Origin of the sequence: Fusobacterium sp. FSA-380-WT-3A, from assembly GCF_012843705.1 — a bacterium.
Classification (GTDB): domain Bacteria; phylum Fusobacteriota; class Fusobacteriia; order Fusobacteriales; family Fusobacteriaceae; genus Fusobacterium_B.
This window is the reverse complement of the sequence record NZ_JABAFQ010000003.1, coordinates 146594-168999: the sequence shown is the minus strand read 5'-3', so window position 1 is coordinate 168999 and position 22406 is coordinate 146594. Positions and strand designations below refer to the sequence as shown.

Sequence of the window (22406 nt, the reverse complement as noted above, 5' to 3'; positions counted from 1 at the left end):
GATGAAAACTCAAGAATACTTTGTATCAGTACAGAAGGAGATACAGATGTAGAAGGATATAGAAAAGTAGTTTGGGATGGAGCTTATAACAATAAATAATATTTTCGGAGGCAAAGAAATGCTAACAGAAGAAAGAAGAGAAGAAGTAGTAAAAGTATTACAGAAAGCTATTCAAATAAAAAGCTATTCTGGGGAAGAAGGAGAATTTGCTAAATATTTAGAAAAATTATTTTTAGAACTAGGATATGATAGAGTTCATGTAGATGAATACGGAAATGTAATAGCTTCAGTAAAAGGAAAATATGAAGGACCAAGAATATTATGTGAAGGACATATGGATACCGTTCCTGTAAACGAAAGTCAATGGACTAAAGAACCATTTGGGGGAGAAGTTTCAGATGGAAAACTTTATGGTAGAGGAAGTACAGATATGAAAAGTGCTTTATGTCTAATGGCATTAGCTGGAGGATATTTAGCTAAAGACTTAAATAAAGAATTTGCTGGAGAGCTATTTGTTGCTGGTTCTGTACATGAAGAATGTTTTGAAGGAGTAGCAGCAAGAAGTATTAGTAAATATGCTAAGCCAGATTATGTAATTATAGGAGAACCTTCACAACTTCATTTAAAAGTAGGACAAAAAGGAAGAGGTGAAATAGTAGTAGAAACATTTGGAAAACCAGCTCACTCTTCAAATCCAAAAGAAGGAATAAATTCAGTTTATAAAATGATGAAGTTAATAGAAGAAATAAGAAAAATTCCATTTTCACATCACGAAATCTTAGGAGATGGAGTACTAGAATTAACAGATATAAAATCATCTCCGTATCCAGGAGCTTCAGTAGTACCAGATTATTGTATGGCTACTTATGACAGAAGATTACTTGTTGGTGAGACAATGGAAGATGTTTTAAAACCTATACAAGATATCATAAATAAATTAACTAAAGAAGATAATGAATTTAAAGCAAAAGTAAGTTATTCTGATGGAAAAGATAAATGTTGGACAGGAAATGATATAGTTTGTAAAAGATTTTTTCCTGGATGGATTTATGATGAAAAAGAAGAATATATACAAAAAGCTAAAACTGCTTTGAAAGAAATAGGACAAGAACCACCTGTAAGTTGTTGGTATTTCTGTACTAATGCTTCTCATTATGCAGGAGAATTAGGAATAAAAACTATTGGATATGGACCTTCTAAAGAAAGTTTAGCACATACAATAGATGAATATATAGAGTTAGAACAAGCTTATAGAGGAATTGAAGGATATTATGCTATATTGAAAGCATATCTAAAATAAAAAAGGGAGAAAGGGGTTGGAATTATGGAAGAAAAAGGTCAAGAAGTATTCTCATCAAGATGGGGTCTAATACTTACTTTAATAGGAGCATCAGTAGGAACAGGAAATGTATGGAGATTTCCAAGAATGGCAGCTTTAAATGGAGGAGGGTCATTTGTTCTAGCTTGGACAATAATTTTATTTTCAATATCTATACCTATTATTACAGCAGAAATGGTAATGGGAAGATTAACAAGACATGGAGCACCTGGAGCATTTAAGGATTTTATAGGAAAAAAATATGCTTGGATGGGAGCTTTTATGGCGGCTACTACTGTTGCAATAACAGGATATTATACAGTTGTTATGGGTTGGTGTCTAAGATATGCATTTATCTCTTTGAAAGGATTTGAAGGAAAAACAACACAGGAATTAGTACAATTATTTGATAGTGTTTCAAATGGATGGATAAATGTAGGGATATTTGTAGGATTACTTCTTTTGACTGCAGTAATTGTTGCTCAAAAGATAAGTAGAGGAATAGAATTAATAGGAAAATGGTTAACTCCAGCATTATATATAGTTTTATTAATAATGTTAGGAAGAGCCTTGACTTTACCAGGTTCTGTTGAAGGATTAAAATATTTATTTGCTATATCTCCAGATACTTTCTTTGATTCTAATACTTGGTTACAAGCTTTATCTCAATCAGCATGGTCTGTAGGACCTGGATTTGGATTAGTAATAACAATGGGAGTTTATACTAAGGCTAAATCAGATGTAGCTTTAAATGAATTTCTTCAAGGTGTAGGAGATAACTCAGCAGCATTATTAGCAGGATTTGTCGTATTACCAGCTTTATTTGCTTTAGCTCCTAGTCCTGAAGTGGCAGAAGAGATTTGTAGATCAGGTAACTATGGATTAACATTTATTTCTTTAACTCAATTATTTGGAGGAATGGCTGGTGGACGTATATTAGGATGCTTATTCTTCTTATCACTATTCTTTGCAGCTATGACAGCAAATGTAATATTCTTTAATACAGGAGTTGTTCCTTTAATGGATATGAAAATGTCAAGAAAAAAAGCTACAACAATAATATTCTTTGTAGTATTTGCTATTGGAATCTTTTCAGCTTATGATATAGATTTTGTTAATAATCAAGACTGGGTATGGGGAATGGCTTTATTAGTAGGTTCTTTATTTACATGTTTTGCAATATGGAAATTTGGAGTAGAAAAAACTCGTTCATATATTAATATTCCAGAAAATGAATTATATATTGGTAAGTGGTGGAATGTATCAGTTAGATTCCTTGCACCAGTAGCTATAGTTATATTATTTGTATGGTCAGCAATTGGAGCTATGAAAGCTAGACCAAATGATTGGTGGAATCCATTTGTGGTTGATAGCTTTGGAACAGTTATATTACAAGTTGGATTATTAATAATAGTAACATTATTATTTAATAAAAAATTAGGGGAAAGTGCTGAAAATAACTATATGAATACAGTAACAGAAGGATATCCAGAAATTCCAGAAGAACATCAAGATTAATAAAAGAGGAGGAGATTAAAATGCCAGTTAGTACTATTTTGTGTATGATTGTTTGTGCAATGTTAAATTTTGGTGGTTTTGCTTGGGGTCTTCATAGAGTTTATCAAAAAATGAAAGAAGAACAATAATATTATAAATTATAATATAGAGAAATTATAGGAGGAAATATGTTTGCTAAAAATGTTCCATTTGAAGAATTTGAGAGAAGAAGAGAGAAATGTAGAGAAGAAGTAGTAAAACAAGGACTTAATGGGGTAATGATTTGGTCTAGAGGAGGAGGAACTTGGGATAGATTTGCTGGAGTAGATTATTTTGCTAATCACTATCAACAAAGATGTTATTTGCCAGATCAACCACCTTTATGGACAGGAAGATCTCATTGTGTCTTAATGATTCCTAAGGAGGGAGAACCAGTACTTATAGTAACAACATTAGAATATAGAAAAGATTTAGTGGCTGTTAAAGATATTAGATACAGTACAGATTTCTTTAAACTAGTAGCTGATACAGCTAAAGAATTAAAAATGGATGCTGGAAAAGTTGGAGTTATGTATGAAGATACTCTTACGTGGAAAATTGGTAGAGAGATGAAAGAAAGAATGCCAAAACTAGAATTAGTTCCATGTGATGATATTCTTTCTAAAATGAGACTTGTAAAATCACCAAGAGAAATAGAATCTATCAGAAGAGCTAATGAAATAGGAACAGAAGCAGTAGAAATGATAATGAATAATGTAGCCGCAGGAAAAACAGAAGCTGAAGTTATAGGGCCTGCTATGGCTAAAGTATATTCAGAAGGAGCAGTTTTATATTTTATTGTAACAAGCTCAGGGCCTCATAGTGATGCTGTTCATAGCATTGATTTCCCTGGATATGATTGTAATAGAAAATTACAAGATGGAGAACTATTTAAAGTAGACTTTATTATTTGTTATGAAGGATATATTTGTGATTTTGGAAGAACAACTGTAGTTGGAGGAAAACCTACAGAAAAACAAAAAAGAGCAATAGACATAGTAACAGATGCATGTGAATATGTTATGAGCCTAGTTAAACCTGGAGTTTCTGTAAGAGAATTATGTGAAGCTGGAGATAGATACTTAGAAGAAAGAGGAGTAAGTTTATCTTCTGAACAAACAGATGAAAATACATTGTATGCAGCTTTTCCACCTCATTGGGGACATGGAATTGGATTAACTTGGGAACGTCCTTGGTTCATTCATGAAGAAGATATGATATTAGAAGAAAATATGTATATTGCAATAGAAAAAGGACTATATCAACCAGGACTTGGAACAGTTAATTATGAGCAAAACTTAATAGTAACAAAAGATGGTTCTGAGACTTTAAGTAAAACAAAAACTAAATTTATTTAATATTATTAGAATTATTTAAGGAGAAGGAAAAATGAAGAGAATAATAAATACATCAAAAGCACCAGCAGCTTTAGGACCATATTCACAAGCAATAGAAGTAAATGGAACTTTATATATATCAGGACAAATACCATTTGTACCAGAAACAATGACATTAGTATCAGATGATGTAAAATCTCAAACAAGACAATCATTAGAAAACTTAAAAGCAATATTAGATGAAGCAGGATATACATTTAAAGATGTAGTAAAAGCAACATGTTTCATAAAAAATATGGATGACTTTGGAGCAATAAATGAAGTGTATAATGAATATTTAGGAGAAGTAAAACCAGCAAGAGCTTGTGTAGAGGTAGCAAGATTACCAAAAGATGTAAAAGTAGAAATAGAATTAATAGCTGTTAAATAATTACCCTAAAAAATAAATAATAATTAAAGAAAAAAGGACTGAAAACTCAGTCCTTTTTTCTTTAGTAAAGTTTTTTTGATAAAAAATAAAAAAATCTCTTGTAAATTTTTAAAGATATGATATAATGTTTTGTCCTTTGAAAAAGTAAAAAAATTAATATAAATAAGGAGTAAAAATGTCACAAGTAAGTAATGAGAACATCTATCAATTAGAGGGAAGAGTTCCTCTAAAAACTGCCCTACCTTTAGGGATTCAACATTTATTGGCTATGTTTTTAGGTAATATTTCACCTCTTATCATTGTTTGTGGAATGTTACAAATGGAGCTAAATTTAAAAACAGCTCTTATTCAGAATGCTATGTTTATTGCAGGAGTTACAACACTTATTCAAATTTATCCTATTATGAAAATAGGTAGCGGATTACCAGGAGTTATGGGAACAAGTTCAGGATTTTTAGGAACAGCAAAAGCAATTGGAGTAACATATGGTTATAGTGCCATAATGGGAGCTTCAGTTGTAGGAGCTTTATTTGAAATGGTATTAGGATATTTCATAAAACCATTAAAAAAATTATTTCCACCAATTGTAACAAGTCTTGTTGTAATATCAATAGGATTATCATTATTACCAGTTGGAGTTAGATATTTTGGTGGAGGATTTACTCCAGAATTTGGAGATCCAAAACACATATTAGTTGGAACAGTTGTAGTTATAATGATAATTATTTTAAATCAATGTAAACAAAAATTTATTAGTGCTTCAGCTATATTAATAAGTATTGTCATTGGGTATATTTTAGCAATAATAATGGGAATGGTAGATTTTACAGCTGTAAAAGAAGCAGCATGGTTTAGTTTACCAAAAGTAATGCCAGTAGGAATAGAATTTAATTTAAATGCAATAATAGCTATGTTAATAATGTATGTAGCTACAGCTGTAGAAACAGTTGGAGATTTATCGGGAATAGCTAATGGAGGATTAGATAGGGAACCAACAGATGAGGAATTATCAGGTGGAGTTATTGCTGATGGATTTGGAAGTTTAATAGCGGCATTTTTTGGAGTATTACCAAATACTACATTTAGCCAAAATGTCGGATTAATAGCAGTAACTAAAGTTGTTAACAGATTTGTTATAGGAACAGGAGCTATAGTTTTAGTTCTTATGGGATTTATTCCTAAATTAAGTGCTATATTTACAGTAATGCCCCAATCAGTTTTAGGGGGAGCAGCAATAGTAATGTTTGCTATGATATTTGTTAGTGGATTAAAATCTTTATTAAGAGATGAAATAGATGATAGAAAAGGCTTAATAATAGCTATCTCATTAGGACTTGGAGTAGGAATAGGAAATTTGCCAGATGTATTAGCACATTTACCAAAATGGGTTGGACAAATATTCGCTCAAAATGGAATTATTATGACATTTGTAATAGCTACTACATTAAATTTAATTTTACCAGAGAAAAAGAAAGAAAAATAATCTTTACAAAATATTAAAAATAATGGTAAAATAGAGCAAATATATATTACAGAGGTGAAAGAGTTGAGTAAAACAATTAATTTTGTAATGAAATATTAATTGTTTTCTAATTACTAGATAATTAGGGAAAATCAACTCTTTTTTCTTGGAAAAATTTAATAATAAAAGTAAAGGTGGTGGGTAAATGTTAACAATAAAGGAGTATGTATCTGTAGAATCATTAGAAGAAGCATACAAATTAAATCAAAATGTAAATAATGTAATACTTGGTGGAACAGGATGGCTAAAATTACAAAATAGAAATATAGTTAAGGCAATAGATTTATCAAAATTAGGGTTGGATAAAATAGAAGAGGATGAAGAAAAATATACTATTGGGTGTATGGTAACTCTTAGAGATATAGAAAAAAATATCTCTTTAAATGAATATACAAATAATGCTTTAAAAAATAGTTTAAAAGATATAGTAGGTATACAATTTAGAAATTGTGTTACAATAGGTGGAAGTATTTATAGTAGATTTGGATTTTCAGATATTTTAACTTCTCTTCTTACATTAGACACTTATGTAGAAATGTATAAAGGTGGAGTAATTTCTTTAAAAGATTTTGTAAATATGCCATATGATAAAGATGTATTAGTAAGAATTATAATAAAAAAAGATAAAAGAAAAGTGGGATATTCTGCTTTTAGAAACCAAGCTACAGATTTTCCAGTAATAACTTGTGGAGTAACAATTCCTGAAAATGGAAAAATTTATGCTGCTATAGGAGCAAGACCATACAAAGCAAAAGTAGTAGAAGATAATGAAAATATTTTATCAGATTTTTCAAATGAAAATATAGAAAAATTTGCAAAATATGTTAGTGAAAATTTAAAATTTGATTCAAATATGAGAGCTAGTGGAGAGTATCGTAAAAAATTAACAGAAGTTTTTGTGAGAAGAACTTTAAAAAAATTAGTGGAGGAAAAATAATATGGAAATAAAATTATGGATTAATGGAAAATTAATAGAAGATAATATAGAACCAGATACACCACTATTAGAATATGTAAGAAGTAAAGGATGTTTAAGTGTAAAAAGAGGATGTGAAACTTCTAACTGTGGGTTATGTACTCTTTGGATAGATGAAAAACCTGTTTTATCTTGTACAGTATTAGCTGCTAGAGCTAATGGAAAACATATAACAACTCTTGAAGGGTTACAAGATGAAGCTAAAGAATTTGGAGAGTTTATGGCTAAAGAGGGAACTGACCAATGTGGATATTGTAATCCTGGATTTATAATGAATGTTCTTGCAATGGTAAGAGAATTAAAAGAGTTTTCTGATGAAGAAATAAAAGAATATTTAGTTGGAAACTTATGTAGATGTACAGGATATATGGGACAATTTAGAGCAGTAAAAGCATTTTTAAATTATAAAAGAGGAGGAGTAAGATAATGAAAATAGTAAATACATCTATTATGAAAAAAGATGCTATGGCATTAGTTACAGGTAAGCCTGTATATACAGATGATATAGCTCCACAAGATTGTCTTGTAATAAAATTATTGAGAAGTCCTCATGCACATGCTTTAATTGAAGAAATTAATACAGATATAGCTAAAAAAGTACCAGGAATTCATAGTATATTTACATATAAAGATGTACCAAACAAAAGATTTACTATGGCAGGACAAACTTATCCAGAGCCAAGTCCATATGATAGACTTATATTAGACCAAAGAGTTAGATATGTTGGTGATGTAGTAGCTATAGTAGTTGGAGAAAATGAAAAAGTAGTTGAAAAAGCTATGAAACTTATAAAAGTTAAGTATCAAGTTTTAGAAGCTGTATTAGATTTTAGAAAAGCTAAAGATAATAAAATATTAATACATCCAGAAGAAAATTGGAAAGCACTATGTCCTGTAGGAGCAGATAATAAAAGAAACTTATGTGCTCATGCTAATGATGGAGATGAAAATATAGATAAAGTTTTTGAAGAGTGTGATGTTGTTCTTCAAAATACATATCATACAAAAGCAAACCAACAAACTCCAATGGAAACTTTTAGAGCTTATGCTACAATGGATATGTTTGGAAGATTAAATATAGTTTCGTCTACTCAAATTCCTTTCCATGTAAGAAGAATAGTAGCGACTGCTTTAGATATATCAAAATCAAAAGTAAGAGTAATAAAACCTAGAATAGGTGGAGGATTTGGAGCTAAACAAACAGCTATAATGGAAGTTTATCCAGCTTTTGTTACTTATATGACAGGTAGAAATTCTAAGTTAATATTTACAAGAGAAGAAAGTCAAACAGCTTCAAGTCCAAGACATGAAATGGAAGTAACAATAAAAATAGGAGCTACTAAAGATGGAGTAATAAAAGCTATTGATTTATATACACTATCTAATACAGGAGCTTATGGAGAGCATGGTCCAACAACAGTTGGATTAAGTGGGCATAAAGCAATACCTTTATATAGTAAAGCTAAATCATATAGATTCAGATATGATGTAGTATATACAAATACAATGTCAGCTGGAGCTTATAGAGGATATGGAGCTACTCAAGGAATATTTGCTATGGAGTCAATAATAGATGAATTAGCAGAAAAATTAGGAATGAATCCAATAACATTAAGAGAAAAAAATATGGTTAGAGAAGGGGATTTAATGCCAGCTTATTATGGAGAAACAGCTAATAGTTGTGCTTTAGATAGATGTTTAGAGAGAGCAAAAGCTATGATAGACTGGGATAATAAATACCCTCGTAGAGATATGGGAAATGGAAAAGTTAGAGGAGTAGGACTAGGATTTTCAATGCAAGGTTCTTCAATTTCTAATATAGATGTAGGTTCTGTAGCAATAAAAGTAAGTGATGATGGATTTTATAATTTAATGGTAGGAGCTACAGATATGGGTACAGGTTGTGATACAGTATTATCACAAATAGCTGCTGAATGTCTAGATTGTAGTGTCGATAATATAATAGTTCATGGAGTAGATACAGATACTTCTCCATATGATTCAGGTTCTTATGCTTCAAGTACAACATATTTAACAGGTATGGCTGTAGTAAAAACTTGTGAAAAATTAATAGATAAAATTAAAACTTTAGGAGCTCAATACTTAAATGTAGATATAGAAAAAGTTGAGTTTGATGGAAAAAAAGTTTTTGATATAGAAAATAATAAAGAGATTTCATTAAAAGAAATAGCAAATAAAGCTATGTGCAATAATAACAATACTTTATATGCAAGTGAATCACATTCTTCAAAAGTATCTCCTCCACCATATATGGTAGGAATAGCTGAAGTAGAGGTAGACACAGAAACTGGAAAAGTAGATGTTATTAATTATAAAGCAGTTGTTGACTGTGGAACAGTAGTAAATCCAGCTTTAGCAAGAGTACAAACAGAAGGTGGAATAGCTCAAGGAATTGGAATGGCTTTATATGAAGATGTAGTTTATACTGATAAAGGAAGTTTACAAACTCATTCATTTATGCAATATAAAATACCTACAAGAAAAGATGTTGGAACAATAGAAGTACAATTTGAAAGTAGTTATGAACCAACAGGACCTTTTGGAGTAAAATCAATAGGGGAAGTTGTTATAAATACTTCATCTCCAGCTATAGCTAATGCTGTATATAATGCTGTAGGAGTAAGAATAAGAGAACTTCCTATAACACCAGAAAAAGTATTTATGGGAATGTTAGAGAAAAAATAATGAAATTAGATATTATTTTACTTGCTGCTGGAAATAGTAAAAGATTTGGAAGTAATAAGTTACTTTATAAATTAAATAATAAATATATGTTTGAATATACATTAGAAAATATTTTTTCATTAAAAAAAATATTTAAAGAAAGTATAGAAAATATAATAGTAGTTTCAAAATATAAAGAGATAGAAGAATATTTAAAAACTATAAAAATAAATAATATAAAATATAAAGAAAATCTCCATAGTGAAATGGGGATTTCCTCATCTATCATTTTAGGTTTGAATGAAATTAATAACAAAAATTATTTAATGTTTATGGTTTGTGACCAACCTTATTTAAAAATACAAACTTTAGAGAAATTCATAAAAAATTTTTTTGAACAAAATAAAAAAATTGGTTGTTTATCTGATGGAAAAGATTTAGGAAATCCATGTATATTTTCTCCTGAATATATTGGAGAATTAAAAAATATAGAAGGAGATAAAGGTGGAAAACAAATTATAAAAAAACATATGGAAGAAGTTTTTTCATATGTGCTAGAAGATAAAAAACAATTGGAAGATATAGATTTTCTTAAATAAAATTTATAAAAATACTTGACTTTTTGTAAAAATTATTTTATAATAATAAAGCTGAATTAAATATTTTTAAGAAGAAACTTCCCGTTTCTCACCTTATAGGTATTGATACTTATATAAGGTTAAGAGCAATGTATGTATTTTTAATTTTAAATTGTATGACGGGGTTAGTGCGACCTCGTTTTTTTATATATATGATTATAGTATAGGGGGTGTCGGCTATTTCTGACAAAATTAGAATCAATGAAAAAATAAAAGGTAAGGAATTTAGAATAATATCTAATTCTGGAGAACAAATGGGGATAATGACAGCAGCTGAAGCATTAGATGCGGCTAGAAGAGAGAATTTAGATTTGGTAGAAATTTCTCCAAACGCTAATCCACCTGTTTGTAAAATAATGGATTTCGGAAAATATAAATATGAGCAAACTAGAAAAGCAAAGGATGCTAAGAAAAAACAAAAACAAATAGTTGTTAAAGAAGTAAAATTAAGAACAAGAATAGATACTCATGATTTAGAAACTAAAATAAATAGTATCAAAAAATTCTTAGAAAAAGATAATAAAGTTAAAGTTACTTTAGTACAATTTGGAAGAGAAAGAAGCTATGAAGAAATGGGAATTGAACTTCTTGATGATGTAGCTAGTAAATTTGAAGGATTTGCTGAAGTTGAAAAAAGATATAAAGATGCACAAAAATATTTAATGTTATCATTGAAAAAATAGGTTTGTAATTTGAGAGGAGGAACACAAAAATGCCAAAAATGAAAACTCATAGAGGGACAGCTAAAAGAATCAAAGTAACAGGAACAGGGAAATATGTAGCTAAACATTCAGGAAAAAGCCACATATTAACTAAAAAAACTAGAAAAAGAAAAAATAGAATGAAAAAAGACTTTGTGCTTTTAGATAACGTTCATAAAAATGATATGATTAGATTATTACCATACGGAGTTGGAAGATAATCGGTTTTCGAGAGAATATATTATAGGAGGATAAAATGAGAGTTAAAACTGGAATAGTAAGAAGAAGAAAACATAAAAAAGTTTTAAAAGCTGCTAAAGGATTTAGAGGAGCATCTGGTGACGTTATAAAACAAGCTAAACAAGCTGTTATGAGAGCAATGGCTTATTCTACTAGAGATAGAAAAGTAACTAAGAGAAAAATGAGACAATTATGGATCATAAGAATAAATGCAGGAGCAAGATTAAATGGAATGACTTACTCTACATTTATGAATGGTCTTAAAAAAGCTGGAATACTTTTAGATAGAAAAGTATTAGCTGATATGGCTTTAAACAACGCTGAAGGATTCGCAAAATTAGCTGAAACAGCTAAAGCAGCATTATAGTATATAAAAATAAAAGTCAGTTTCAAAATTAAAAAACTGACTTTTTTATTTTGAATAAAAAACCAAAAAAATAAAAAAGACTGTTGAAAATTTTTTATAAAATACAACAGTCTTTTTATAATATAGTATCAAAAAATGGGGATACTTTTACTTTGAACTTTTATACATATTGAGCAAAATAAGCATAAGAAAGAATAACTGACCCTAAAATCATCCATAATAAGAATAATTTCCACATGAATTTCATCCAACGGTCATAAGTAATTCCAGTAGCTCCTAAGAATCCCATTAAAGCTGAAGCATGAGGTAAAATATAGTTACAGAATCCATCTCCAAATTTATAAGCTAATACAGCTGTTTGTCTAGTTATTCCAGAAACATCAGCTAAAGGAACCATAACAGGCATTACAACAGCTGCTTGACCTGTACCTGAAGTAACAAAACCATTAACAATAACATTTATAAATAACATTACAGGAGCTTTTAAGAAATTAGGGAACCATTCTAACATTTTAGCTAATCCATAAACTACTGTATCTAGAACTTTAGCTTCTGATAAAATTAAAGCAACAGCAGCCCCAAGTCCAACAATCATAGCAGCAGAAGACATTCCTTTAATTCCTTTTACAAAACAACTAGCTATTTTACTAGGGTCATATCCATAACTAAGTCCAATGATAAATCCCATCCACATAAAACATACAGCAGTTTCAACAAGTCCCCAACTAAATTTTATACAACCATACATTAAAATAGCAAAGAAAATAATAAGGATAGTTAATACTAAAGGATGTTTTTTCTCAACTTCAATATTAGAATCTTTTAAATCAAAAGTTTGTACTTCTTCAACCCCATAAAGAGCACTTTTTGTAGGGTCTTTTTTAGATTTTTCAGCATACCAAACTATGTAAGCAGCTGTAACAAGATAGAAAAGTACAAAAGAAACTGTTCTTAATCCAATTCCAGAATAAGCTGGTAACTCAGCCATTTCTTGAGCTATAGCTGTTGTAGGAGCTAAAATACCTGTAGAAAATCCAATACCAACTCCTAATAAAATCATAGCAACTCCAACTATGGCATCATATCCTAATGTAGCTGATAACATAACACCTAAAGGAGCAAAACCTATAAATTTATTTGTTGATTGAGTTATTCCTATAATAGCAAATAGTAATAATACTGCTGGGATAAATAATCTCTCTTTACCAGAACATTTTCTAGCAAGTTTATTACAATAAGCATGGAACATACCAGTAGAAAGAACAGTTTCTAAAGCTCCTCCTATAACAAGAATTGGGAATATAATACCAGCTTGTTTAATAAGACCTTTCATAACAAAATTTGGAATCATCCATATACCAACAGGTTTAGCTTCAACTAAATGATAACTAGTACTATCAACCATTTTTAAACCACTAGCAGTAGTGATTCTTGTATATTCTCCAGCTGGAATAATATAAGTAAGAATTGATACAAAGATAAGTAATATAAAAATAATTACATATGAGTGTGGAACTTTAAATTTTTTCATAATTTCCTCCTTAAACTTTAAAAAATTTATTTTTTATTTGTTTTTCTTTCAAATTCATCTTTAATACTTTTTAAAACTTCTTTATCTGTAATTATTTCATAAATAGTAGATAAAAGAATTTTTCCACCCATGTCAATGGCTTTATAAGCTTCTGGTGATTTTCCAGCTTTTAAATATTCATCTGAATGAGAAGCTGTTCCTTCAGGAACAAAAGCTATTCTTAAACAAGTTCCTGGAACTATTGCCATAACACTTCCAAAATCAGTTGAACCTGTTTTTTCTCTTGGTGGGCTCATAGAAGGAGCATTTAATTCTAAAGCATTTTTCATAATTAAATCATTCAAAGTAAGAATAGGAATTTTTCCACCCATTTCTTTATCTATATGAATATCATAAGTTGTTCCAGTCATAAGACTAGCTCCTTTTATTATGTTAAAAAATCTTTCTTTACAATCTACAAGAGTAGCATTATCATAAGATCTTAAATAAAAGTTTCCTACAGCTTTATCAGGTACTACATTAGCTGGTCCACCAGCATTTAAAACAGTATAATGCATTCTAACATCATCTGGTACATGTTCTCTCATAAATTCAATAGCATTAAACGTAAGAAGAAGAGCATCAAAAGCACTTCTACCAGATTCAGGTTTTAAAGCAGCATGAGATTTTATACCATTAAATGTAACTGTAAGTTTACACATAGCTAAAGATTTTATATCTGTTGTAGTATTTGGGCCTCCATGAGTCATTAAAGCTACATCAATATCTTTGAAACATCCATTTTTTAACATAGCTAACTTTCCACCTGTTGTTTCTTCAGCTGGAGTTCCATAAACAACTAATTTATAATTTTCAGTTTTTAAAACTTCTTTTAAAGCTACAGCTACCCCAACACCAATAGGCCCTTGCATATGATGACCACAAGCATGACCAATTCCTTCAATGGCATCATATTCTACTAAAATTCCAATAGAAGGACCATCAGTTCCTTGTTCATAAATAGCTCTAAAAGCAGTTTCTAATCCTCCTACACCTTTTTCAATAATAAATCCATTTTCTTCTAAATAATTTATTAAAAGATTAGAAGCTTTAAATTCTTTTAAACCAAATTCAGGATTATCAAAAATAAAATTAGCCATATTTTGTAATTGAGGTTCTAAAGATTCAAATTTTTTTAATAATATCTCTTTCATATTGTCTCCTTAAAAAAAATATGATATAATTATGTATACAGTATCATGTTTTATTACAAATATTTTAGTATAAAATTATAAAAAAATGAAATACTGAATTTTTATAAGCTTTTTAAAAAAATTTTATATCACTAAATTTTTATGGGAGAATGTATGGATTTAAAAGACTGCGAAATAATAAAAGTTATGTCAGAAGAGTTAAATTTAACAAAAACAGCAGAAAAATTATATACATCACAGCCCTCTTTAACTTATAGATTAAATAAATTAGAGGAAGAGTTAGATGTAGTTTTATTCAAAAGACTTTCTACTGGAATAGTTTTAACTAAAGAGGGAGAATATTTAGCTGAATATTCTAAAAAATTTCTTTTAGAATATGAGATAATGAAGAAAAATATAAAAAATATAAAAGATTCAGAAGAAAGGAAAATAAATTTAGGGATAAGTACAACAATGGCTAAATATAAATTAGCTTTTATTTTACAGAGCTTAAAAGAAGTATATCCTCAAATAAAAATTAATATAATTTCAGGAAATAGTTATCATGAACTACCAAAATTATTAAAAGAAGAAAAAATAGACATTGGAATTTTAAGAGGGGATGTTCCATGGAATGAAGAAAAATATATTGTTTCAAAAGAGCCTTATGGAATAATATCTCAAAAATTATTAAAAATAGAAGAACTAGAAAAAATACCATATATTCAATATGAAACTAATACTGTAGTAAAATCTAGAATTTTTTTAGATGAATGGAGTAAAATTTATTTGGGAAAACCATTTCAAGGGGAAATAATAAAGGTTAACTCTACAGAAGCTTCTTTGGAAATGATAAAAAGTGGAATTGGTTGGACAGTACTACCTAAAATTCATATGCAAAATTTTAAAGAGCTAAATTTTTTCCCTATGGTTAAACTTAATGGGGAACCTTTTGAGAGGGAGACATATCTTTTAGTAAAAAGAGAAAAATTAAAGGATGAAAATATAAAAAAAATTGTAGAAAATATTTTAGAAAATAAAGAAAGATATTTTAAATAAAAAATAAAAAAATAGAGGGGGCTGTTATACAACACCCTCTTTATTTTATTATTTAACTAAATTTTCTCCATCCATTTCTACAGGTTTTTCAATTCCTAATATATTTAACATAGTAGGAGCAATATCTGCTAATTTACCATCTTTTAAATGTATATTTTCTGTATGATTAGATACATAAATAAATGGTACTTTGTTAATAGTGTGAGATGTGAATGGAGCTCCTGTTACAGGGTCTACCATAAGTTCGGCATTTCCATGGTCAGCTGTAATTAATAAAGTTCCATCTAATTCAAGAATTTTTGTAGCTACTTTTTTAACACATTCATCAACAGCTATTATAGCTTTTTCAGTAGCTTCAACAACACCAGTATGTCCAACCATATCTGGATTAGCATAGTTTACAATAAAAACATCATACTCATTACTATTTAAAGCTTCTATTAATCCTTCAGTAACTTCATAAGCTGACATTTCAGGTTTTAAATCATAAGTTGCTACCTTTGGAGAAGCAACAAGTTTTCTAACTTCTCCTTCATATTGAGTTTCTACTCCACCATTAAAGAAGAAAGTAACATGAGCATATTTTTCAGTTTCAGCTGTTCTAAATTGTTTTAAACCAGCTTTAGAAATAACTTCTCCAAATGTATTTTTAATTTCTTCATCAACATATATAACTGGAGCATCTATTGTAGAATCATATTGTCTCATACAATACACTTTAACAGGAGCTATAGCTCTTTCAAAATAAGAAAACTCTTTATCATTTAATGCTCTTGTAATCTGTCTAGCTCTATCAGGTCTGAAGTTGAAGTTTATAAATACATCTCCCTCTTTAATTATTCCTTCTTTATCAATTATTGAAGGTTCAACAAATTCATCTGTAACTCCTTTGTTATAAGAAGTTTTTATAGCTTCTTCAACAGAAGAAAATTCTAAACCATTTCCAATAGTCATATTATCATAAGCTCTTTTTGTTCTATCCCAGTTTTTATCTCTATCCATAGCATAGTATCTTCCTGAAATAGTAGCTATCTTTCCATAATTTAATTCAGACATTTTTTCTTCAGTTTGTTTTAAGTATCCAGCTCCTGAAGTAGGGGCAGTATCTCTACCATCTAAGAAAGCATGTAGATACATAATTACACCTTCTCTTTTTCCCATTTCTAAAAGTCCAAAACAGTGTTCAAGATGAGAGTGAACTCCTCCATCAGATAAAAGTCCTCCAATATGAACTCTATTATTATGTTTTTTAGCATATTCAAAAGCTTCTTTTAAAGTTTCAATTTCAAAGAAAGTTCCATCTTTGATATCTTTACTTATTTTTACTAGAGGTTGATAAATAACTCTTCCAGCTCCAATATTTAAGTGTCCTACTTCTGAGTTACCCATTTGTCCAGCAGGTAATCCAACATATTCTTCAGAAGCATTTAATTGGGAATTTGGATAATTTTTTAAAAGGTTTAAAAAATATTCTGGATGTGCATTTTTTATAGCATTAACACATGTATCACATGTGCTTATTCCCCATCCATCTAGTATCATTAACATTAATGGTTTTTTTGTCATCTTTTTTCCTTTCTATAATAATATAAAATAATTATAAAGCTGCTTTAATAATGTCGTAGAAATCAGTTGCTTTAAGAGAAGCTCCTCCAATTAATCCACCATCAATATCAGCTTGAGCTAATAATTCTTTAGCATTGTTTGGTTTCATAGAACCACCATATTGGATAGTGATTTCATTAGCAACTTCTTCTCCAAACATTTCAGTAAGTTCTTGTCTAATAGCTTTATGAGTTTCTTGAGCTATTTCTGGAGTAGCTGTTTTACCTGTTCCTATTGCCCAAACTGGTTCATAAGCTACAACTATTTTTTTAGCTTCTTCTTCAGTAAGACCAGCAAATCCTCCTCTAATTTGAGTTTTGTTAACTTCATCAGTTCTTCCAGATTCTCTATCTTCTAATTTTTCTCCAATACAAAGAATAGGAGTCATTCCATGAGCTAACACAGCTTTTACTTTTTCGTTTATAAATTCATCAGATTCTTTAAAATATTCTCTTCTTTCTGAATGTCCTAATATAACATATTCAACACCTAAATCTTTTAACATAACTGGTGAAACTTCTCCAGTATATGCTCCTGAATCTTTAGGATATACATTTTCAGCTGCTATTTTAATATTGCTTCCTTCTACTGCTTTAACAGCATCAGATAAAGCTGTAAATGGAGCTCCAATTACTATTCCAACAGAATCTATTCCTTTAACAAGTTCTTTTAATTCTGTTAACATTTCAACAGCTTCTTTATTTGTTTTATTCATTTTCCAGTTTCCTGCAATTATTGTTTTTCTCATAAATAAATCCTCCTAAATATTTTTATCTTAATAACTAATTTTATCACATTCTAAAAAAAATTTCTAATTTTCTATAAGTTAATAAATAAATATTTTTTGATTAATTTTTATCCGTTATTAATTTAATTACTATTATTTGATGATTGTTCTTCTAAAATAATGTCGCTTTTATAATTTTCGATATTTTCACTTAAAAGAGACAACATATCAGAGATTTCAAATTCTAAAATATCAAAAGAAGTTTCATAATCTCCTTGTGTCAGAGCTTTTATGAGTGAATTATAACTTTCTTTAAAATCGTCTAAAAACTCATTATACCCAAAATATAAATAATCTATATAAGTATTTTCTTTTAAACTATATAAAAGATTTAAAGTCCAGTTTAAAAAACTTAATATTTCATTTATTTTCATATCATAAGCTATTTCTTCAAGGTCAAACTCTTCTAAGGTTTTTAAACTTTTAAAATATTCTTCTATATATTCCTCTAATAAATATAAAGATTGAAATAAAATATTTCTGTGACTTTTTGTATAAATTTCTATTAAAGATACTTTTGAAATATCAACAATAGAAGTATTAGAAAGTATAACCCCATCAACCACTATTTTTTCTAATATTTTGTCCTCTCCTTTAAGTTTTTTTGTGATTTCATTTATAATTTCTCCAAAACTATTATATTGTTTTTCTAGAATGTACTCTTTGTTATCAATTAATATTGTCATGATTCTCCCCATAATTATATTTTTTAAAACTAGATGCCATAGAAAAAGAAAAGACAGTTATAGATTTTACTTTTCCCCTATTTTTTATTTCTTTTTTTAATTCTCTTATAGTGTTTCCAGTTGTTATTACATCATCTATTATTAAAATATTTTTATTTTCCACTTGAAAAGGAATATAAAAAGCTTTATTTATATTAAATTTTCTTGAATTTTTATCCAACAAATGACTCATATGTTTTGTATTTTTTATTCTCGCTGCATCATGATATTTTATATTTAAAATATCTAAAGTATAGGATACTTGATTAAATCCTCTTGAAAATAATCTTTTTTTATTTAAAGGAACAGGAATGATAACATCTATATTATTTTCTTCTATCACTTTTTTTAAAGTTTTTTCTATAAGTTTTCCTAAGAAAAATCCAATATATTTTCTATTTTGAAATTTATAGTTTTTTATTAAATTTCTGAAACTTTTATCATAGTTAAAAATATAGTATACATCATTAAATTTTTTTAATGAATTATTATGTAAAAAATTTTCTTTACAATTATTACAAATATATATTTCACTGTTAGATAGAAGATTATTGCAGACACTACATCTATTGTTAAAGAAAAATTTTCTAAGGTGCAGGTTTAGGTTCTGGAACATTTTTCACCTTCTTAAGTTCTTTATCAACAACTTTAGCTGAATAAATTTCTGTATATCCACAATCAGAACAAATTTTTAGATAGTAAGTTCCAAATTCAACTTTTAATTTTGAATCTTTTTCAGGAAAAATTGCTGTTTTTACATAATAATCGCTGCTTCCACATTTTGTACATCTAAAATCCAATTTCATCACCCCACAATATGTTTTCAATCCAATAACATTTACCATTTTCATCAAATGCTATTGCATCAAATCGGATATTAAAGTTTTGTAGTTTATTTATTGCTATAAATTCATTAGCACTTAAAAACATTCTTCTTAATTTTTTCTTAGAAATAGCTTCAAAACCATTTCCAAATTTTTGATTACTTCTTTCTTTTACTTCTACAAAAATTATTAGATTGTCCTTTCTTAAAATTAAATCAATTTCTCCAAAATGAGAATAAAAATTTTTTTCTACTAATTGAAAACCTTTTTTTTCTAAAAAATTTAATGCTAAATTTTCAAAATATTCTCCTTGAACTCTTTTATTTAAAAATTTTTTCATTTTAAACCTAACTTTTTTCTTAAGAGTTAGATAAAATTTTCTTTAAAAAAGTTTTTCTATGAATTTCTAGAGGTCCTTTTTCTAATAAAATTTCTCTATGAAGTTTTGTTCCATAACCTTTATGTTTTTCAAAATGATATTCAGGATATATTTCTGAAAATTTTAACATTATTCTATCTCTTGTAACTTTAGCTATTATAGAAGCTGTAGCTATTGATAAAGATTTTCCATCACCTTTTACAATACACTCTTGATTACCATTATAATTTTTTATTAATTTATTTCCGTCTACTAAAACAATATCATAATCAATATTTTGGCTTTTAATATCTTCAATAGCTCTATTCATAGCTAAAAAAGTGGCATTTAAAATATTAACCTCATCAATTTCTTCTACAGTAGCTATTCCAATTCCAACATCACAAAAAGTTAAAATTTTTTCAAATAAATTTTCTCTTTTCTTTTCTGATAATTTTTTAGAGTCATTAATATCTTCAAAAAAATCATGATATTCTCTTATTCTTACAGCAGCAGCTACTACAGGGCCAGCCAATGGACCTCTTCCAGCTTCATCTACTCCTAAAATTATTTTTCCTTTTTCAATATCAAATTTATATAGTTTACTCATCTTTTCTCCTATAACTTTATATTAATTTAATTTTAAAATTTTTATTTTTGTAGAATAAGTATTTTAATTTTATTAAATTCTTTTCAAAATAAATTTATATTTAATTATAACATTCATAGAAAGAAAAATAAATAAGAAAATGAAAAACAAAATTGACAATAAATATAAAAAATGTTATTATATGTATTGGACAATTTAATATTTTCAAGGTAGAGGTTGCAAAAGACATTATTAGATAATAGGAGTTTAGCAAGCATAGATTATTATTGAAAGGGAATTTTGCCGAAAGGTTTAAAGAGCTAACTTTAGACACTTGGGATTATAGAGAACATCTATAAGACTGACATTAGTTTACTAGTGTAGAGCTATCAATTAGATTATAAATTATATAGTTTATTTTATATTTTCTGCCTTATATTTTAATAATATAAGGCTTTTTTATTGAGGAGGATTAAGTGACAAACAACGAGAGAAGAGGAGTTTTTATAGAGGTATTAAAATTATCTCCTATTGTTTTATTAGGAATTTTAATGGTTGGTATAAAATTGGACTTTTTGATAGCAGCTCCAATTTCAACTATATATGTAGCAATAATTGCTTGGTTAACTGAAAAATTTTCTTTTAATGAAATTGTAGAAAAAGCTGTAAATAGTGTAAAGGAAATTCAGTTAGTGTTTTTTATTTTAATGTTAGCCTATGCTATGGCTGAAGCTTTTATGGCTAGTGGAGTAGGAGCTTCAATAATTATTATGTCTTTAAATTTAGGTTTAACAGGAAAAACAATAGCTGTTACAGGAATAATTGTTACAAGTGTTTTATCTATTACAATAGGAACATCTTGGGGAACTTTTGCAGCTTGTGCTCCTATATTTTTATGGTTAAACCATATAGTTGGTGGAAATATTCTATTAACTTTAGGGGCTATTGCTGGAGGAGCTTGTTTCGGTGATAATATAGGGCTTATTTCAGATACTACAGTTGTAAGTTCTGGAATACAAAAAGTAGAAGTTATACATAGAATAAGACATCAAGGAGTTTGGTCTTTAGGATGTCTTATAGTTGGGATAATAACTTTTTATGTAGTATCAGTTATGATGGGATTACCAAATATAAGTGGAAATGTAAATGAGGCTATCAATCAAATTCCTGATAATGTTTGGGAAGTTTTAAAGTCTGAAAGAGAGTCGGCAATTATTCTTTTGAATCAAGTTAAAGATGGAGTACCTTTATATATGTGTTTACCCTTAATTTTTGTTTTAATATCAGCAATAAAAGGTTTTCCAACATTAGCTTGTCTTTTTATAGGAATTATTAGCTCTCTAGTATTTGGTTTAATATCAGGAACAATTCCAAATATTTCAGAATTTTTAGATTTAATGTACACAGGTTTTTCAAGTGCTGGAGCAAGTGTTATTATAATGATGATGTGGATAACAGCTTTTGGTGGAATTATGGGAAGTATTAATGCTTTTGAACCATTATCAAGAATAGTAAAAAGAATATCTAAAAATGTAAGACAACTAATGTTTTACAATGGAGTTTTTTCTATATTAGGAAATGTAGCTTTAGCTGATGAGATGGCTCAAATAGTTACTATAGGACCAATAATAAAAAATTTAGTTGATGAAACTGTAGAGGGAAGTGAAGAGGAAAAATATAAATTACGTCTAAGAAATGGATGTTTTAGTGATGCTATGGGAGTTTTTGGTTCTCAATTTATTCCTTGGCATACTTATACTGTATTTTTTACAGGAATAGCTTCTGTTGTTTACCCTCTTTATGAATTTAGGCCAACAGATATTATGAAATACAATTTTCTTTCTATAATAGTTGTAATTTCTATATTAATCTTGACTTTAACAGGATTAGATAAATTTATTCCATTATTTAATATTCCTGAAGAACCAAAAGTAAAATTAAAAAAATAAAATTTTATAATCAATAAATTTTCTATAAGGTAGTTTTGTTAGAGAGTTTGAATAATA

Annotated in this window: 23 protein-coding genes, 1 riboswitch and 1 other annotated feature; of the genes, 14 read left to right on the top strand and 9 right to left on the bottom strand. The window is 28.3% G+C overall.

Annotation, left to right across the window (positions count from 1 at the left end):
• The first annotated feature begins 118 nt into the window (after positions 1–118).
• The 12 genes from HF862_RS03920 to rplT all read left to right on the top strand — a co-directional run bounded on the left by HF862_RS03920 (position 119) and on the right by rplT (position 11750).
• Complete coding sequence (locus HF862_RS03920; RefSeq protein WP_170186622.1) at positions 119–1300, top strand: YgeY family selenium metabolism-linked hydrolase; 1182 nt, start codon at positions 119–121, stop codon at positions 1298–1300.
• 24 nt (positions 1301–1324) lie between these two features.
• Positions 1325–2836, top strand: coding sequence for a sodium-dependent transporter (locus HF862_RS03915; protein ID WP_170186621.1), 1512 nt, complete (start codon positions 1325–1327; stop codon positions 2834–2836).
• 167 nt (positions 2837–3003) lie between these two features.
• Positions 3004–4212 (top strand): Xaa-Pro peptidase family protein, encoded by a 1209-nt coding sequence (locus tag HF862_RS03910; protein ID WP_170186620.1) that lies wholly within the window; start codon positions 3004–3006, stop codon positions 4210–4212.
• 31 nt (positions 4213–4243) lie between these two features.
• On the top strand, positions 4244–4621 hold the full coding sequence (locus HF862_RS03905) for a RidA family protein (protein ID WP_170186619.1): 378 nt from the start codon (positions 4244–4246) through the stop codon (positions 4619–4621).
• A 175-nt stretch (positions 4622–4796) separates the two neighbouring features.
• Positions 4797–6104 carry a uracil-xanthine permease family protein gene (locus tag HF862_RS03900; RefSeq protein WP_170186618.1) on the top strand — a complete coding sequence of 436 codons (1308 nt, stop codon included), beginning with the start codon at positions 4797–4799 and terminating at the stop codon, positions 6102–6104.
• A 184-nt stretch (positions 6105–6288) separates the two neighbouring features.
• Positions 6289–7080, top strand: coding sequence for a xanthine dehydrogenase family protein subunit M (locus HF862_RS03895; RefSeq protein WP_170186617.1), 792 nt, complete (start codon positions 6289–6291; stop codon positions 7078–7080).
• A gap of 1 nt (position 7081) precedes the next feature.
• Positions 7082–7546, top strand: a complete 465-nt coding sequence (locus HF862_RS03890; RefSeq protein WP_170186616.1) for a (2Fe-2S)-binding protein — start codon at positions 7082–7084, stop codon at positions 7544–7546.
• Positions 7546–9825 (top strand): xanthine dehydrogenase family protein molybdopterin-binding subunit, encoded by a 2280-nt coding sequence (locus HF862_RS03885; protein WP_170186615.1) that lies wholly within the window; start codon positions 7546–7548, stop codon positions 9823–9825. The genes HF862_RS03890 and HF862_RS03885 overlap by 1 nt, the downstream gene beginning before the upstream one ends.
• Positions 9825–10403, top strand: coding sequence for a nucleotidyltransferase family protein (locus HF862_RS03880; protein WP_170186614.1), 579 nt, complete (start codon positions 9825–9827; stop codon positions 10401–10403). The genes HF862_RS03885 and HF862_RS03880 overlap by 1 nt, the downstream gene beginning before the upstream one ends.
• 62 nt (positions 10404–10465) lie before the next feature.
• Positions 10466–10595, top strand: a sequence feature (ribosomal protein L20 leader region).
• Between the two features lie 17 nt (positions 10596–10612).
• A complete protein-coding gene (gene infC / locus HF862_RS03875; RefSeq protein ID WP_170186613.1) occupies positions 10613–11125 on the top strand; it encodes a translation initiation factor IF-3 in 513 nt (170 codons plus the stop codon).
• Positions 11126–11154: 29 nt separating this feature from the next.
• A complete protein-coding gene (rpmI, locus tag HF862_RS03870) occupies positions 11155–11364 on the top strand; it encodes a 50S ribosomal protein L35 (RefSeq protein ID WP_170186612.1) in 210 nt (69 codons plus the stop codon).
• 35 nt (positions 11365–11399) lie between these two features.
• The gene (rplT, locus tag HF862_RS03865; protein ID WP_027128077.1) at positions 11400–11750 is read left to right on the top strand and encodes a 50S ribosomal protein L20; all 351 of its coding nucleotides are present in this window, start codon (positions 11400–11402) and stop codon (positions 11748–11750) included.
• A gap of 160 nt (positions 11751–11910) precedes the next feature.
• Here the strand turns inward: rplT and HF862_RS03860 are convergent, their stop codons facing one another.
• Positions 11911–13281 carry a YfcC family protein gene (locus HF862_RS03860; protein WP_170186611.1) on the bottom strand — a complete coding sequence of 457 codons (1371 nt, stop codon included), beginning with the start codon at positions 13279–13281 and terminating at the stop codon, positions 11911–11913.
• A 26-nt stretch (positions 13282–13307) separates the two neighbouring features.
• Complete coding sequence (locus HF862_RS03855) at positions 13308–14474, bottom strand: M20 family metallopeptidase (protein WP_170186610.1); 1167 nt, start codon at positions 14472–14474, stop codon at positions 13308–13310.
• A gap of 153 nt (positions 14475–14627) precedes the next feature.
• Here HF862_RS03855 and HF862_RS03850 point away from each other — a divergent pair, with 153 nt between their 5' ends.
• Positions 14628–15512 (top strand): LysR family transcriptional regulator, encoded by an 885-nt coding sequence (locus tag HF862_RS03850; RefSeq protein ID WP_170186609.1) that lies wholly within the window; start codon positions 14628–14630, stop codon positions 15510–15512.
• Between the two features lie 48 nt (positions 15513–15560).
• Here the strand turns inward: HF862_RS03850 and gpmI are convergent, their stop codons facing one another.
• The 7 genes from gpmI to HF862_RS03815 all read right to left on the bottom strand — a co-directional run bounded on the left by gpmI (position 15561) and on the right by HF862_RS03815 (position 20421).
• Positions 15561–17078, bottom strand: a complete 1518-nt coding sequence (gpmI, locus tag HF862_RS03845; protein WP_170186608.1) for a 2,3-bisphosphoglycerate-independent phosphoglycerate mutase — start codon at positions 17076–17078, stop codon at positions 15561–15563.
• A 31-nt stretch (positions 17079–17109) separates the two neighbouring features.
• Positions 17110–17865 carry a triose-phosphate isomerase gene (tpiA, locus tag HF862_RS03840; protein WP_170186607.1) on the bottom strand — a complete coding sequence of 252 codons (756 nt, stop codon included), beginning with the start codon at positions 17863–17865 and terminating at the stop codon, positions 17110–17112.
• Positions 17866–17987: 122 nt separating this feature from the next.
• Positions 17988–18590, bottom strand: a complete 603-nt coding sequence (locus HF862_RS03835) for a hypothetical protein (RefSeq protein ID WP_170186606.1) — start codon at positions 18588–18590, stop codon at positions 17988–17990.
• A complete protein-coding gene (locus HF862_RS03830) occupies positions 18574–19245 on the bottom strand; it encodes a ComF family protein (protein WP_170186605.1) in 672 nt (223 codons plus the stop codon). The genes HF862_RS03835 and HF862_RS03830 overlap by 17 nt, the downstream gene beginning before the upstream one ends.
• Entirely contained in the window at positions 19217–19435 is a 219-nt protein-coding gene (locus HF862_RS03825; RefSeq protein WP_170186604.1) for a zinc ribbon domain-containing protein, read from the bottom strand. Before HF862_RS03825 ends, HF862_RS03830 begins: the two co-directional genes overlap by 29 nt.
• On the bottom strand, positions 19419–19793 hold the full coding sequence (locus HF862_RS03820; protein WP_170186603.1) for a YraN family protein: 375 nt from the start codon (positions 19791–19793) through the stop codon (positions 19419–19421). Before HF862_RS03820 ends, HF862_RS03825 begins: the two co-directional genes overlap by 17 nt.
• A gap of 19 nt (positions 19794–19812) precedes the next feature.
• Positions 19813–20421 (bottom strand): ribonuclease HII, encoded by a 609-nt coding sequence (locus HF862_RS03815; RefSeq protein WP_170186602.1) that lies wholly within the window; start codon positions 20419–20421, stop codon positions 19813–19815.
• Between the two features lie 202 nt (positions 20422–20623).
• Positions 20624–20797, top strand: a riboswitch (Lysine riboswitch).
• A 154-nt stretch (positions 20798–20951) separates the two neighbouring features.
• Between HF862_RS03815 and HF862_RS03810 the strand changes: the two genes are divergently transcribed.
• Positions 20952–22349, top strand: a complete 1398-nt coding sequence (locus tag HF862_RS03810) for a Na+/H+ antiporter NhaC family protein (RefSeq protein ID WP_170186626.1) — start codon at positions 20952–20954, stop codon at positions 22347–22349.
• The last annotated feature ends 57 nt before the right edge of the window (positions 22350–22406 follow it).